At 42.0% G+C, this 16,496-nt stretch carries 9 protein-coding genes; 5 read left to right on the plus strand and 4 right to left on the minus strand.

All coding sequences use genetic code 11. From position 1 onward, the window contains the following. Positions 1–117: 117 nt before the first annotated feature. The 5 genes from QVH07_RS08385 to QVH07_RS08405 all read left to right on the plus strand — a co-directional run bounded on the left by QVH07_RS08385 (position 118) and on the right by QVH07_RS08405 (position 14,020). Positions 118–7,947: a PKD domain-containing protein gene (locus tag QVH07_RS08385; protein ID WP_289999715.1), complete on the plus strand. Its 7,830-nt coding sequence runs from the start codon at positions 118–120 to the stop codon at positions 7,945–7,947. Continuing rightward, positions 7,944–8,978 (plus strand): PorP/SprF family type IX secretion system membrane protein, encoded by a 1,035-nt coding sequence (locus QVH07_RS08390; protein ID WP_289999716.1) that lies wholly within the window; start codon positions 7,944–7,946, stop codon positions 8,976–8,978. Before QVH07_RS08385 ends, QVH07_RS08390 begins: the two co-directional genes overlap by 4 nt. Before the next feature lie 374 nt (positions 8,979–9,352). Further along, positions 9,353–11,407, plus strand: a complete 2,055-nt coding sequence (locus QVH07_RS08395; RefSeq protein ID WP_289999717.1) for a T9SS type B sorting domain-containing protein — start codon at positions 9,353–9,355, stop codon at positions 11,405–11,407. 3 nt (positions 11,408–11,410) lie between these two features. Continuing rightward, positions 11,411–12,436, plus strand: a complete 1,026-nt coding sequence (locus QVH07_RS08400; protein WP_289999718.1) for a PorP/SprF family type IX secretion system membrane protein — start codon at positions 11,411–11,413, stop codon at positions 12,434–12,436. A gap of 54 nt (positions 12,437–12,490) precedes the next feature. Further along, the gene (locus QVH07_RS08405; protein ID WP_289999719.1) at positions 12,491–14,020 is read left to right on the plus strand and encodes a cryptochrome/photolyase family protein; all 1,530 of its coding nucleotides are present in this window, start codon (positions 12,491–12,493) and stop codon (positions 14,018–14,020) included. A gap of 74 nt (positions 14,021–14,094) precedes the next feature. Here QVH07_RS08405 and QVH07_RS08410 read toward each other — a convergent pair whose 3' ends face one another. From QVH07_RS08410 to QVH07_RS08425, 4 genes are all read right to left on the minus strand, one after another. Next, a complete protein-coding gene (locus QVH07_RS08410) occupies positions 14,095–14,700 on the minus strand; it encodes a hypothetical protein (protein WP_289999720.1) in 606 nt (201 codons plus the stop codon). Between the two features lie 98 nt (positions 14,701–14,798). Beyond that, a complete protein-coding gene (locus QVH07_RS08415) occupies positions 14,799–15,221 on the minus strand; it encodes a hypothetical protein (protein WP_289999721.1) in 423 nt (140 codons plus the stop codon). 106 nt (positions 15,222–15,327) lie between these two features. Next, positions 15,328–15,984 carry a hypothetical protein gene (locus QVH07_RS08420; RefSeq protein WP_289999722.1) on the minus strand — a complete coding sequence of 219 codons (657 nt, stop codon included), beginning with the start codon at positions 15,982–15,984 and terminating at the stop codon, positions 15,328–15,330. A gap of 4 nt (positions 15,985–15,988) precedes the next feature. After that, positions 15,989–16,483, minus strand: a complete 495-nt coding sequence (locus tag QVH07_RS08425) for an RNA polymerase sigma factor (RefSeq protein WP_289999723.1) — start codon at positions 16,481–16,483, stop codon at positions 15,989–15,991. Positions 16,484–16,496 lie beyond the last annotated feature (13 nt).

The following is a 16,496-nucleotide window of genomic DNA, read 5'->3' on the forward strand; positions in this document are numbered from 1 at the left end:
AGTTTTGAAACAGAATTGATTGAAACCCGATCGTAAGCCCTAGTAGTTTCAGAACCTTTAATTCATGTGAATATCATCCCGTTAGCTATGGTATTTTAGTACCTTTACGGGGTGGGAATGGTGACCCTATTCATGGTTAGAAATTTTACAGGCGGATATCTTTTTTGCATCGTTTTTTTGCTTTTAAGCATTTCTACGATACAATCCCATGCGCAAGTGGTGATTCCACGTGATGGATTTCCCTACTGTGAACCTTTCACCGGAAATACTACAAGGGCAAATACTGAATTTGGAGGAAGCCCTATTCCTGCCAGTCTCACTTCAGGTACTTCAATAGATCCAAGTGGTCAAGGAGTTCTCAGGTTAACAAACAACGATGCCAATCAAACCGGATATGTGTTTGTTGACTTAGCATTCTCCTCCGCTTACGGGATCAAAACCTCTTTTGAATATTTTGCATACGATCCAGCTTTCCCTAATGAGCCAGGTGATGGGTTTAGTTTTTTCCTATTTGATGGTTCAATAGGTCCTTTAGATTTTGAAATTGGGGGCTTGGGAGGCTCTTTGGGTTATTCTCCTTTAAGGTATAGTTCAGGAAACTTTGGTGGGGGATACGGGTTGAAAGGAGCATTCGTGGGGATTGGACTTGATGAAAGAGGAAATTGGGGCAATGAGCATGAAGGAAGATTTGGTGGTTTTGGTGCACCTTTTACCTATGGTTCAGGAGTTTCTCCAGCACCATTTCCAATTGGATTCGCAAGATATCCAAATGCAATCGCCATAAGAGGTCCAGTGGATGTGCTAGATGCGGTAAGAGATAATGGAATGACAGGAATGGGGGCAGGCTTTCCGGCAACTTTTCCTCAGCCGGCTCCAGGTTTTCGAAGTTATCCCTTTATAGATGGGAAAATCCTGTTCAACAACCAATCGGATGGAGCACCTTGGAGTTCTTTACCGGCTAGCTCTTTCTTAGATCCTTCAGACCAATTTACTATTGGTGCCCTTACTCGAGTAGAAGATTGCAGCGATGATGGATATAGAAAGGTGTTTATTGATTTGAGACCCGACCCAAGTAACCCCGGTGAATATACCATAACTATGGATGTTTTGGTAAATAGAGGAGGTGTCCCTGATGTAATTAATATTTTTAACAATGTTCCTTATCCCTATGGTGCCCCTCAAAATTTAAAAGTAGGTTTCGCTGCATCAACTGGTGCGACGCTAAGAAGTGTACACGAGATTAGGAATGTGACTGTTGAGGTTTCCAGTATCGATGATGTCTTGGCTCCTGACCCACCGAATCTGGATGAAACTGTTTGCTTTAATGAGAACCTGACTTTTGACTTTGCGGTTGGCCTTCCAGCTGCCAACCAATTTATCCGATGCCTTCAGCTTTACGAAAATGATCCAGGTGCACCGGATAATTCCCCAAATCCAGCAGGGGATCCAGCAATAGGCAACTGCGGACTATCAGGGGTATGTGTGGATCCTTGTGATCCGGCGAATAGGAATCTTTTTGTGCCTGGTGTAGGCACTTTTGAGTCTATTTTGGGAGAACTGAATGATCAAAACTTCAATGATGAGCGAGATGAAGCTGAAATCCGGTTTACCCCGGAACCAGGCTTTTTTGGAACTCACATGATCTATTATACCGTAATTGACAACTATGGACTGACTTCCTTCCCACGGACAGTAACAGTAACCGTTAACCCAACGCCAAAAGCAGATGGGACTGCCGCGATTATTGGCCCAACCTGTAACGGACAAAATGATGGATCTATTTCTAATGCAATTCTCCGGGATTTGGTGCCAGGGTATACTTTTAGATGGGAAGATGAATTTGGGAATGTTCTGCCTGCTAGCAACTACTCTGTATCAGAAACTACTGTAGGAAATTACATTCAAGCTGAAGTGGGAGTAACTGGGGTGAATCTAGGAAGGTATTTTCTAGTGGTTTCAAATCCAGCGACTAACAATATTTGCGAGGATAGATTCCAATTTGATGTGACTGATGAGAGAGGAACACCGGTCATTGTTGATGTGGATAATCAGCAGGTTTGTTTTGGGACTGACGTTTCCTTTATTCCAAGAATTGATCCGATTTATGGTATTAATCCGAGCTTCCTATGGTACAAGGACAATGGAAAAACCCAACCGATCACTGATGGCCTGACCGAGGGAGCCGTTACCTATTCGATTGATTCCAATGGAGTTTTGACTATTTCGGGATTACCAGAAAATGCCACTCCGTTTGAATATTTCGTAGAAGTGGCCGCTGATCCTTCTCAAAACCTTTGTGCTACCCCACCAGGAAACCTAAAGCAAGTGCAAGCCTTAATTGTACCACCTCTCGGGTTGGCAGCGAATGTGGTAGATGATCTTTGCTATCAAGCTGCCGGATCCATTACAGTCAATGCTTCAGGAGGGTTTGGGAGTTATGAATACAGCCTAGATGGTGGCCCATTCCAAACTTCCAATGTTTTTTCGGGCCTCTTGCCAGGAACTTACACTATTGATGTAAATGCTGGAACCAATTGTGTTGGGACTATCACTGAAACCATCGCTGGTCCTGCCGCGGCTCTTAATGCAAACCTAATTGATACAATTCTTCCTAGTTGTGGATTGGACAATGGTGAAATGGTCATCGAAGTTTCAGGCGGAACACCTGCCTATAACATTACCTTGAATGGTCAGCCCATCTCCAATTTCACAGTTTCTGAAAACTCGGGTACTTACACTATTTCTGATATTCCTCCAGCAGCGGATTATGATATTGTAATCACTGATCAGAATAATTGCCAGGTAAGTATTCCTGATGTTCCTTTTGCAGCTATCCCAGTTCCCTCATTCGATGTGAATAATGATTTGGTTTGTCCGGGCGGTTCAGCGACTCTGACTCCTCAGATTATCGAACTAAGCAATGCTGCTAATTTGGTGTACATCTGGGAAGATGAGAATGGAAATACAATTTCCAATGGCACAAGCAATGGGGTGACCTACACGATTAATGCCGGAACAGGGGAGCTAAATATTGTGGGGCTACCTGAGCGGGTCAATCCTTATGAGTTTAACCTTTTCATCACAGGTGATAACCTTTGTAGCACTGATCCATTGGTTTCAGAGGTTGCCATTCGACCTAGCCCTGCAATAGACAGGGCCGATGTGGTTGATGTCACCTGCTTTGGGGATAATTCTGGAGAAATTGAATTAGTACCTGTGGATCCAGCCGCAGCGGCGGAATATGAATACAGTATTGACGGAGGGATTACCTTCCAACCATCTAATGTTTTCTCAGGGTTAGTAGCTGGAACTTATGACTTTGTGATTCGAAACTCAGTATCGCTTTGTACTTCAAATTTTGATGGAGTGGTGATCACAGAACCTACTGAACTAATTTCGAATCTGGATGATGTAATCCAGCCAGCCTGTGGAGAATCTAACGGCTTGATTGAAATATCCTTCGGTGGGGGTACGGGGCCTTATTTCCTTGAAGTTTTCTTTAATGGAGGAGCTACACCATTGCTTTCTCAGGCAAATGTAACCTCACCATTTACCATTCAGGATTTAGCTCCTGGGGATTATTCACTTCAGATTTCAGATGCCAACTCATGTCTTTTGGAGGTGTCTCAGCAACTAATTGACGATGCCGGGATTCCGATTACGGTGGATCCAATGAGTAGTGAGATTTGTGAAGGAGATATTTCCATTTTAACTCCTATTGTCAATACTAGTGGTAACCCAAACCTAACCTGGTACAAAGATGCTGCTGCTACAGATCAAATAGTATCAAGTCCAAATCCTGATTCGGATGGGGTGACATACACCATTGACCCTGGAACCCTTGAGTTGACCTTGGATGGACTTGCAGCAGGAAACTATACATACTATTTGGTAGCAGAGGGGCCTGGCTACTGTCCAAACCCACCATTCGAAGCTACGGTCACGGTTTATGAGCCTTTGCTTGCAGATGCGGTGGTCACAAATGAGATTTGTTTTGGTGCAGTTGATGGAACTATTACTGTGAGCGCCACCGGGGCTGATGGTAATTATGAATATAGCCTTGATGGGGGTGCATTCGGTCCTTCAAACCAATTCACAGGATTAGCACCTGGAACTTATTCTATAGATATCCAGAGTGGAAATGGATGTACCTATACTTTTGATGCAACCGTACAAGGTCCAAACGCTGCAATTCAGGCCACTGCTGATATTCTCAGAAGTTCTTGTTCTGAGGCGAATGGAAGTATAGAGAACTTGAACATTACAGGAGGCTGGGGAGATTATTCAATTGAGTGGAGAAGAGGGTCTATTACCGGAGCTGTGGTTCCTGGTGATTTATCCGGCGCTCAGGATCTACTTCCAGACACCTATTTTGCTATTATCACTGACCTTGAAGGTTGTGAAGCTGTATTTGACTTTGTGGTAGAAGAACAACCGCTTCCAAATTATGAGGTGACTACTTTCGAATCCTGTTTTGGCAGTGATGCCACTCTTACACCAGTAAACACCCAGTCAGGGAGTTCTCCTTCTGAGATTTTCTGGTACAAGGATGCGGGACTAACTCAGCCGATAAGCGATGGGGTTGATCAGGATGATCCTTCTATTTCTTACAGCATTTCTGCTAATGGAGAGTTGACTATCTCCGGGCTTCCCGGATCGGTCAATCCATATAATTATTATTTAAATGTGATCTGCGGTAATCAGGTCGTAGAAGCTACGGTTATCATCAATCCACTACCTGATCCTGATTTTGAAATTGTCGATGCTCTATGTTTTGGAGATTCCAACGGTACGATTTCACTTGCGGCAAGTAGTAGTGCTGAGTATGGAAACACGAATTACACCTTTACGATAATCCAAACTGGAGAATCGAATAATTCTGGAGAGTTTAATACCCTAGCTGAAGGGGACTATGACATCAGAATCGTAAATGACCTTACCACATGCGAATCGACTCAGTCCTTTACCATTGGTCAGCCGGATGAATTGATCATTTCCAATGAGCAGTTCCAGTCTCCGGTTTGTGAGCCAGATAATGGCTTTATTTACTGGGAGATCAGCGGAGGCACAGAAGCTTATTCCTACGAGCTTACCGAAAGTGGGAATCCTATAACAGGGTTTACTGTTACCGCTTCGGGTTCAGGTTTTGAGATTCTTGGGCTACCAGGAGGTGATTATACTTTAACAGCAATAGATGCTAATGGCTGTCAGACTTCGGTTGATTACAGCCTTGTGGTTCAGGTAGCTCCTGAATTTATGGTGACAAATGATGAGATTTGTGAGGGCGAAGTAGCTGAATTGACACCAGAAATTGTGGAATTGGGTGTACCAATATCCAGTCCTACTTTTGCCTGGTATCTTGATGCTCAGGGAACACAAATGATTTCTAATGGGCAAAATGATCCAAGCCTACCAGGGGTATCTTACAATTTGAGCGCTTCAGGAGTTCTTAGCATTGTGGGTCTCCCTACTGATTCCAATCCTTATGTTTATTATCTAGGCGTTGAGGGGCCAAATACTTGTGATCAGGCATTAATTCCGGCGGAGGTAATGGTTAACCCGATTCCGGATGTTGAGTTTGTTACCGAGCCAGAACAATGTTTTGGGGCTGCGGATGGACGAATTTTGGTTACTTCAGGTGGTTCTGCAGATTTTGAATACAATGTGGTGGGGATAGGAATATTTAATCAATCACAATTGGAAGCAAATGATTTTGCCCCCGGCACTTATCAAATAGAGATCACAAATATAGCAACGACCTGTTTCGAGTCGTTTGAAGTAATTATAGAAGGACCAACGGCGCCACTTGAGATGACTCCTCTTGAGGTAATCGACCCTGGTTGCGGTGCAGACGTAGGAATTATCAGGACAGAAGTCACCGGAGGTTGGGCACCTTACACCATCAATGTAATTAAAGATGGAAGTGAAATTCTCTCCTTAGTGAGTGCTGATTCTGAGATAGAAATCAATGATCTGGCTCCTGGAGATTATTACTTAGAAGTGGTAGATGATCAAGGTTGTACCATTACCTCTGAAACGGTTACCCTAGTCTACGGGCCTTCTCAGGTGCTAGTAGATGATGTAGAAATATGTGAAGGGGAAATTGCAGTATTGACTCCGGAAGTTAATCCATCCGTGGCCAGTCCAGTATTTGAATGGTTTTATGATGCGGCCTTGACAAATCCTTTGGTTTCAAGTGCCAATCCAGATGCGAATGGACATATTATCCAAATAGATGCGGATGGAGTTCTTTCGGTGGAAGGTATAGACTCTAATGATTCTCCCGTAAGTTATTATGTTACGGTAAGTGGCAACGGAGTATGTCCTGGTTTCATAGCCAACCCAACCTTAGAGATCTTTGATCAACCAAGCCTGAGTTTTAATGTGGTCGATGAGGTTTGCTTTGGGGAGCAAGGAACTATCAACTTCACTGCAACTGGAGGAAGTGGCACTTACGAATATTCCTTGGATGGAGTTAATTACCAAAGCTCTAATGTGTTCAATGTTGCTCCAGGCACTTATGATGGATATGTAAGAAGTGGAGGTTGTGAGGGCTTAGTTTCAGGAATTGTGGTAGATGGACCATCCACTCCGATAAACGTCAATGATCAAGTTTCAACCGATCCAGTTTGTAATTCTGATAATGGAAGCATTTCCTTCACCATTGCAGGTGGATATGGAGGTTATTCCGTGACTACTTTCATCAATGGTCAGAACAATGGAACGGTCAATCTAACGGATGGAAACTTCGAGCTGAATGATCTCGGACCTGGTGACTATACCTTCGAAATTGTAGATCAGGGAGGATGTGTATTTGAAGTTAGCGAACCGCTTGTCCTGACTGAGCAATTGACTCCATTGGAGACCACCAATGATGAAATTTGTGAAGGTGAAACAGGGACAGTTACCGCTAATAGCTCTCAGCCTGGAATCACACCTGTGTTCACATGGTATTTCGATGCAGCAGGCACACAGCCTGTGCCGAATGGAACTCAAGGCAACGTAACATATCAGATAGCTGCTGATGGCACTATGAATGTAGAAGGACTTACTGGCTCTGCTACATCATACACTTATTATGTTGGTATATCAGGACAGGGAACATGTCCACCACCGTTGGTTCCAGCAACGATCCAGGTTTCTGCCATTCCAAACTTGAGGGTTTCTAATCCTTCTATCGTTTGTGATCCACAGGGAACGGTTGACTTGACTCAATTCATTGAAGGATATAATCCCAATGCATTCGATTATCTAATAGAAAGCCCAACTGGAGCCATACTTAGACAGGATCAAATTCAGGATGTGGATCAAAATGGTGACTACAGAGTCCAAAGTAGTGTGAAGGATAGGGAATGCTGGTCTCAGGTTCAAAGAATCCAGGTTCTCATTGCTGATGAAGAACTCATCCCAGAATTCAATTATGAGATTGATTTGGGAGGTGGCAATATTATTGTGAATGGTGAAATACAGATTTTGGAACCAGTTCAATTCGATGATATCTCACAGGGAGATGTAATTATTTGGAATTGGGACTTCGGAGATGGAAATACCAGTGCTTCCCAAAATCCTGTTCATGAGTATGATAAGAAAGGGATTTACACTGTGACTTTGACCACCATAGATAAGTTTGGTTGTGTTGCTGAATTCCAAAGAGTTGTGGAGGTATTTGACGACTATATGATCATGGTGCCAAATGCCTTTACGCCTGATGGGGCTAAAAATCAATACTTCAAACCTCAATTCAGAGGGATTGCCTCTATGGAATTCTACGTCTTCAGCACTTGGGGTGAACTGATATATCAGACGAATTCACTGGAAGCTCTCGGATGGGATGGCTCATTGAATGGTACTCCGGCGATGAATGGAAATTATGTTTATCGGGCAGTGTTTATGACCCGTTCTGGGGAAAAAGTGGAAAAAGCAGGTGTCTTTGTATTGATTAGATGAGCAGGAGACTGATCATATCGATTATGTTGATACTTGGCTTTGCAAAGCTCGGAAAAGCTCAGGATGTGCAGTATTCTCAGTTTTATGCGGCGCCAATATACTTAAACCCTGCACTTACAGGTGCCAGCGAACTTACCAGAATTGGTATTAATTACAGAAATCAGTGGCCCGGATTAGATCAGAATTTCAATTCCTATTCTGCCTACATAGATCATTACATTTTTGACTATAACTCGGGAATAGGTTTAATATTCAATGGAAGTCAAGAAAGTATGGCAAATTTAGCTACCAATGAGATTGGGCTTTCCTATGCTTATCGCTTAAGGTTAGGTGAGGACAGCTATTTCCGGCTGGGTGCCCAGGCAAGCTATATGCAGCGGGACGCCTTTTTTTCAGACTTGGTTTTTGGTACACAGATCGATATTGTGAATGGTACTATCGGAGCGATCACGGACGAATTGAATGGGGTTCCGATTGATTCCCGGTATAGCTTTATGGATTACAGCTTTGGTGCCATGTATTACTCTGAAAAGATTTGGCTCGGTGCCGCGGCTCATCATATCACTGAACCGAATATTTCTTTTGTGGATGATCAGATCAGTAAGCTACCCATGAAGCTTTCAGTGCAAGGAGGGATTAAGTTTGACTTGGCAGGCGGTAGCCGAAATTACTTTACGCATATGTACTCGGAGCGGTCCATATCTTTCGCTTTTAATTATAAACAGCAGGACCCATTCAATCAGTTGGATATCGGAACACAGGTTTATCTGGAACCTTTGGTTGTTGGACTTTGGTACAGAGGACTTCCTACTAAAAATGGACTCCCAAATAATGAAGCCGTAATAGGTTTGGTAGGTGTTTCACTTGAAAGTGGATTGGATATTGGATATTCTTACGATGTTACTGCTTCAAAATTGGGATTACGAAATAGTGGAGGAGCCCATGAAATATCCCTCAGGTACACATTTTTATGGGGTGACCCTAAGTCCAGAAATCAGCGTTCAAGAACCATTCCTTGCTTTAGATACTGATTTAAGAGCTTTGATAGGAGTCTAGCTAAAAAAATTTTTAAGAAAATTGAAAAATTTTTCAAAAGGCTGAATTTCAGCCTTTTTTCATTTCGTCCTCAAAAAAAAGCTTCTTCTCTTCCTTTTTTTGATTATTGCAATAATCTAAGAAAAATTTAACTTTTCTAACATTCCAAGCTTTGATGTCTTGGCATGGTATTCTCTTGCAAAAGCGAATTTTTATCTACTTATTTTCAAAATAAAGCTGTATTTAAGAATATCATTTTGTTGTATATGATTTACAAAAAATAATATTCTAAAAAACAAAATACAGTTTATCCGATTTGAGCTGCAAAATAGAGCTATTAAAAATGGGTCTCTGATTTGTGGTTTGGAAAATGAGTAGAATTTGGATCATATCGATACTTTCTGTTTTGATGCTTGCTAGTACGAGTGTCTATCAAAGAGGCTTTGCCCAAAGTCTTGCAGGAGCCCGTTTAGCTGCGGATGGATCTTCTGATGGACCTTTCACAGTTTCGGTGACAGGGAAGCTTGCGCTTTGTTCGCACAGCGAACGGGGATCCATCATTCTTGATATTGAAGGTGGAGTAGCTCCATACACCTTTAAGTGGAATACAAATGAAACCACTCAGAACCGAAGTAATCTTTATGCAGGAACCTACACGGTGGAAATCACTGATTCTCAGGGTACCCTTCATATTGAAAGAATTGTAGTTCAGCCTCCATACCCATTGATCCTTGAAGATTTAGAAAAGCAAAATGCTTCATGCGGATCAGGGAATGATGGATATGCAAAAATCGGAGTGAAAATAGGAAGAGGAGAGCCTTATAAAGTGATTTGGAGTCATGGGCTGGAAGACCAATGGGAAGCTTACGATTTAGCTCCTGGGGTTTATACGGTGACCGTGGTCGATAAATATAATTGCGATGTATCTCTCTCATTTGAGATCGAAGCTCCAAATGAGGGAATTGAGGTGACTGAATCTATAACTGAGGTGACTTGTACCTCTGGGAATTCCGGAGAGGTCCAGCTGAATGTCACAGGTGGTCAGCCACCTTACCAATATAGCTGGAATCATGGGCCTTCCACTTCTAAAATTACAGGGCTTTCCGCTGGCACTTATGTTGTCACCATCATGGATCAGACAGGCTGCGCGTATCAGGCCAGCTACTCCCTTCAATCTCCTTCTGAAATTCAGGTTGAAAGTGAAATAGTTGAGCCATCCTGTGGGGGGAAAAGTGATGGATTGATTGAATTGAAGTTGACAGGTGGTACCCAGCCATACACAGTAAACTGGTCAAATGGAAATACTGGGGCGAAGATTTCGAATCTTAATCCAGGAACATACACAGCCTCCATCTCAGATGCCAAGGGATGCTCATACGAGCAAAGCTTCAATCTGGCTGCAGCCACTGAGCTAACAGTAAACGTCACTGACAAAGTTGACCTCACCTGTTTTAATTCAAATGACGGAACCGCAATAATAAATACCAATCAACCAAAAGACCAACTCAATATTCTATGGTCTGATGGAATCAAAAATGTTTGGTCTCGAAATGATCTTGAAGCAGGGAATTATACTGTTCAAGTAAGCAACAACGAAGGTTGTTCTGTAGAAACCCAATTCACAATTGATGCTCCAGATGAGCTTTCAGCAAGGATAGAATCAACCCTGGAAGTGGATTGCGCAGTCGGTTCGGTAGAGGGAGTTGCCTGGGTGAGCATTTCTGGAGGAGTGGAACCTTACACGATAAACTGGAACCCTTCAAATGCTTCAAATAGGGAGATCAATTTCTCGCAAAGCAGTAACCTGAAAGTCCGGGTAACTGATGCCATGGGATGTATAGTCGAGGCAGAAGCCAGAGTAGATTACCCGACGAATACAAAAGAAGGGCGATTGAATTTTAATTATCGAAAACTGGAAATCAGCAGCGAGCCCGAAGTTCTTACGAACGAAGAAATCATTTTCGAATCTGAAATCTCAGATGAATTTATTGCTTGGGAATGGTCATTTGGTGATGGCTCTAAATCTGTGGATAAGGACCCAATACATGTATTTAATAAGGCTGGTGTTTACGAAGTGTCTCTCACGGGATATGATATCTATGGATGCTCCAGCATAGAGACTAATGTCATTCAGGTTAATAGTCCTTTGGAAGTAGTAGTAATCCCAAATGCATTTACCCCAAATGGAGATGGATTGAATGACACTTTTATGCCCAAGCTTAGAGGAATTCAGGAATTCTATTTAGAAGTATTCAATACCTGGGGTGAAAGTATGTTTATCACCTCCTCACCCGAGGATAAAGGCTGGGATGGTACCTATAAAGGTCAGTTATCCCCTCCAGGAAATTATTTATACAAAATCACCTATCGCACCCCTGCGGGGGAATCGGTCCACCGAACAGGTGGAGTCACCCTAATCAGATAAAGTATGAGAAGATTATTTACCCTAATCACCCTTACTCTTTTCGGAATATCAGTCCAGGCACAGGATGTACAATATTCGCAATTTTATGCAGCACCCTTGTACTTAAATCCAGCTATGACCGGAGCTTCCGAGATGACAAGAATCGGAGTAAACTATCGAAATCAATGGCCAGGGCTTGATCAGTCCTTCAATTCCTATTCTGCATATATAGACCACTATCTATTCAATGCAAATTCTGGAATTGGGCTGATTTTTAATCGTTCCGATCAAAGTATGGCAAATCTGAGCGTTTCAGAAATCGGATTGACGTATTCCTACAGAATGCGACTTGGATTTAGGTCTTTCCTCAGAGTAGGGGGCCAGGCTAGCTATATGGATCGAGATGCCTATTTCGGAGACATGATCTTTGGAAGCCAAATCGATGATCAGACTGGGGCCATTGGAGATTTTAGTGGAGAGAACTTAGGTGATGATATCAGGCATCAATTCATGGATTACAGCTTTGGTCTAATGTTTAACAATGAAAATATGTGGTTTGGCCTTTCGGCCCATCATATCACTCAACCGAATATTTCCTTCATCGATGGAGAGATCAGTGAACTTCCCCTGAAGGTTTCTGCGCATGGTGGATATCGTTTTGACCTAGGCTCATCTACTGGAGCTAATTTTCTGAATCAGAAAGAAAATGTGAGAGAAATGACTCTCGCTTTCAATTATAAAAATCAAGGTCCTTTCTCGCAGTTAGATATGGGCGCTCAGGTAAATATTCAGCCGATTGTTTTTGGGGTTTGGTATCGGGGAATTCCTGTGGTAAAAGAAGAGCAGCCTAATCATGAATCTATTGTGGCATTAGTTGGACTGTCTCTGGGAGGCGGATTGGATGTGGGATATAGTCATGATTTCACCATCTCATCCTTCGGAAATGCGAATACAGGAGGTGCTCACGAAATCAGCCTTAGATACAGCTTTTTGGCTACCTCGAAAAAGGGTAGAGGTATAAAATCCTCAATGCCATGCTTTAAATACTGATTTTTTTAAACTTTCACCCATTCAGGGGCTTTACATTTGTAAAGCCCCATTTTTATGCCCAAAACTTTACGATTGATTCTTGGCGACCAGCTAAATATTAAACATTCCTGGTTTGAAGAACAGAGTGACGAAGTACTGTATGTGATGATGGAGATGCGGCAGGAGACTGATTATGTCATGCATCATATCCAGAAGGTGATAGCCTTTTTCATTGCCATGAGAAACTTCTCTGATGTGCTTAGAGATCAGGGTCACAAGGTGAGATATTTAAAAATTTCTGATGAGGCTAACCAACAGGATCTGGATGCTAACCTTCATCAAATCATTGAAGAAGAAAAAATTGAGCTTTTCGAATATCAACTTCCAGACGAATATCGACTAGATGAGCAGCTAAAAGCCATATCAGAAAATCTAAGCATTCAGGCTCGATCTGTGGACACGCAGCATTTTCTCACCGAGAGAGGATTTTTGGAGGATTTTTTTGAAGGTAAAAAAACCTATCTCATGGAGAGTTTTTACCGTCAAATGCGAAAGGATTATGATATCCTTATGGATGGCGAAGAGCCCTTGCAAGGCAAATGGAATTTTGACCATGAAAATAGGTCTGCCTTAAAGGATAAAAAGTTACTCCAAAAACCGAAGACTCATTCACGGGATGTAAGCTCGATTGCGGACGAGATCGAAAATGCGGGAATTGAAACCATTGGATCGGTAGATAAAGAGAAATTCCTTTGGCCTGCGACTAGAGAAGAGAGTCTGGAAGTACTTGATTATTTCTGTGAATCGTTACTGGAGAATTTTGGTAAATATCAGGATGCTTTGACTACCTGGGATCCTTATTTATTTCACTCCAGGTTGAGCTTTGCCTTAAATTCCAAAATGCTTTCACCTCTGGAAGTAGTGAAAAAGGTGGAGCAATATTGGAATAAAAATCAGGAGGAAATCAGTATAGCTCAGGTGGAGGGTTTTGTCCGACAGATTATTGGCTGGAGGGAATACATGAGAGGAATTTATTGGGCCAAGATGCCTGAGTTTGCAGAGATGAATTTCTTTGAACATAAAAGAAAGCTTCCGAACTGGTTCTGGACGGGGAAAACTAAAATGAAATGTCTCTCTCATTCCATCACCCAATCTCTCGAACTGGCCTATGCCCATCACATTCAGAGGCTGATGGTGACTGGAAATTTTATGTTGCTGGTAGGAATAGACCCAGATGAAATTGACGAGTGGTATTTGGGTATTTATATCGATGCCATAGAATGGGTGGAAATCACCAACACTCGCGGAATGAGCCAATTTGCCGATGGGGGCATTGTAGGTACAAAGCCCTACGTATCTTCTGCCAATTACATTAAAAAACAAGGGAACTACTGCAGTCACTGTGCGTACAGTCCTTCAAAGAAAACCGGAGAGGGTGCTTGCCCATTCAATTCTCTTTATTGGCATTTTTATGATCGAAATCGAGAAAAGCTCGAGAAAAATCCTCGGATTGGAATGGCCTACCGCACGCTGGATAAAATGAAGAATACCGATGAAATATTAGCTCAGGCAGAAGAGTATCTAAAGGAGATCGAGAATCTTTAGAATTTCTTTGGGGTTCCCTGTAAATAAATAAAACTGCCTTGGCGTTAGCCAAGGCAATTTTTATTCTATTCTAATCATTTTCGGAATAAACCGAATTTCAAACCAGCCTGTGCACTGAAACCGCTGATTTCTGATTGATCAATTCCACTGAAAGCAAAATCCCCAGCAAACCTATATCCGAAACCTATATTGAAGCGAAGATTTTGAAGTAAGTTAATTTCTAAAAGAGCAGAAGGTTCTACCAAAAAGAAATTGGCTTCAAAGTTCTCATCAGTCCCCGGTATTTGTTCGTCTCGATCTACTTCAGCACCACCGATTAAAACTGGAAAAGTCAAATGAAATTTTCGATCAGCAAATAAGGTATATTCAAAAAATCCTCCGAACCACCTGAAGTCCATAGCAGGGCCTTGAGCGCCTACAAATTCACCTCGAAAATCATTTAGAGATGAATTGTAAAAGCCACCTATACTTACCTTATCCTTAAATACTGCTCCCGCACGCATATTAAGTAAACCTACAGCAGATTCACCCCATTGAGCCGGTCCTAGACCTATCGCTCCCATGACACCTACAGATTTACCGAACCCTTCGTTAAAAACCGTTTCATTTGGTTTAGCTTCTTGAGCATGGGAAAAACTTCCAATTAGAATTAGACAGAGAATTACACAGATTCTTTTCATTGGTTAAGAAATTAAACTTTTAGATTAATAAAGCCTGGCTGGGGCTCAGGCAAAGCTGAAGGAGCTGCCTTAATTGAGAACCTACTTATTCAAGATGTTCAGATTTTTCTGAGAATTAAGAAATCATCCGCATCATCATCATCTTCTTCCAGTTCGACTCTATCTGCGTTAAACCCAATCAGATACCAATCGTCGCTAAGATCATCTAATGCATCATCATCTGATAGATTAAGGTCTAAAACGATAAAGCCATCATCTATTCTGGTTCTCCAACTTCCAGTTTCAATCAAGCTCCCACCTTCAGAAACCTCTACTTGACCACTTGCGAGAAAGCTGAAACGCAGGTTTTCATAATCACTTGTTTCGTCCTCATTATCCTCAATGAAAAGATCCACCACCCACACTCCTGAAGTTAAGGTCGAGTCAAGCTCTTCTCGAATGATGGTAGTACCTGGATCAGAATCCTCTGAGCAGGAAAACAAAAGTAAAATGCTGCAAAAGAATAAGAATTGCTTTTTCATGGTTAGATCGTTAGGTATTTCTCAGAAAACGCTGGTTTCAAAAATGGGTTGCATTTAAATATCTAAAATTTACCTCTCTAAGCGATAAATTATTTTTATACCTAGATTAATTCTCAAACTCTTTTACTTCCTGATACACAGCCAAGGCTTTGTCCAAAGGATCGCCACCTGTAGCAGAAATAAGGAATTTAGCGCTTTTGCTATGAAGATTTTCTTCCCTTAAAGTCCAGGTCACCCAAACTGTTCCTAAAATGAAAAGAAAGGTGATGGCAACTTGAACCCCTACCCAAGCTGGTGCGGCATCATGCGGAAACCAGGAAGCACTCAAGTGAAAGGTAGTATAAAATGGAATCTGTAAAACCCAGATTTTCATTCCCTTAATCAGAGAGATTTTCATTTCCATCAGCTTCGCCTGAATCTCCACCACCGGACCTGAAAAGTCAATTCTGAAAGACATCACCAAATGCCTGATGTAGTCGATGTAGACCTTAAGGTTGATGAGGAAAATGAATCCTACTGAAATGAGGAAATAATTATTCAGATAGCTTCCACTGCTTAATCCGATCCCGAATAGAAACCCGAGAAATAAGAGGTAAATAAAGCCAACTACCAGTCCGAGGATTTTCTCGGATTTCCAGCCAAGCATAGCCTCAGAAGTTTTTCTCTGGACTCTTTCTTGAAATAAGATTTTATTGATAGCCCAGAGTTTGTCGATTTGCGCTTCCTGTGATTTCCACACATTAATTAGTTCTTGATCTTTCATGAGTTTATGGATTTAGTTGGTTTTTGATTTCTTTTTTTATTCGATTTAGCTTCGTCCCCACATTACTCTCACTGATTCCGAGAATCTCTGCGATTTCTGCATAGCTTTTTTCTTCGAGATGCAGGAGAATGATTGCCTTGTTGATTTCGCTTTGTTTTCCGATTGCTTTGTACAATTCAGAGATGTTTTCATCTCCTTGACTTTCTTCCTCGGGAAGAAGATTATACTCCTCATCCAGGGGCTCGGACTTCCTTTTTACTTCCTTTCTGATATGAGAGATGGCCACATTTAGCGCCACCCGATAAAGCCAGGTTGAAAACTTGAATTCCGGATTGAAACGGGGAAAAGACCTCCAGGCTTGAATGCTAATCTCCTGAATCAAATCTTTTTGGTCTTCTTTGTCCCAGCAGTACGTTTGAGCAACTTTGAATAGAATCCCGGCATTCTGATCCATCTGCTGGATAAAACTTCGTGATAACTGTTCATTGAGATCGCTCATGGTTTATTCTTTA

The sequence above is a fragment of the Algoriphagus sediminis genome (assembly GCF_030403435.1).
GTDB lineage: Bacteria > Bacteroidota > Bacteroidia > Cytophagales > Cyclobacteriaceae > Algoriphagus > Algoriphagus sediminis.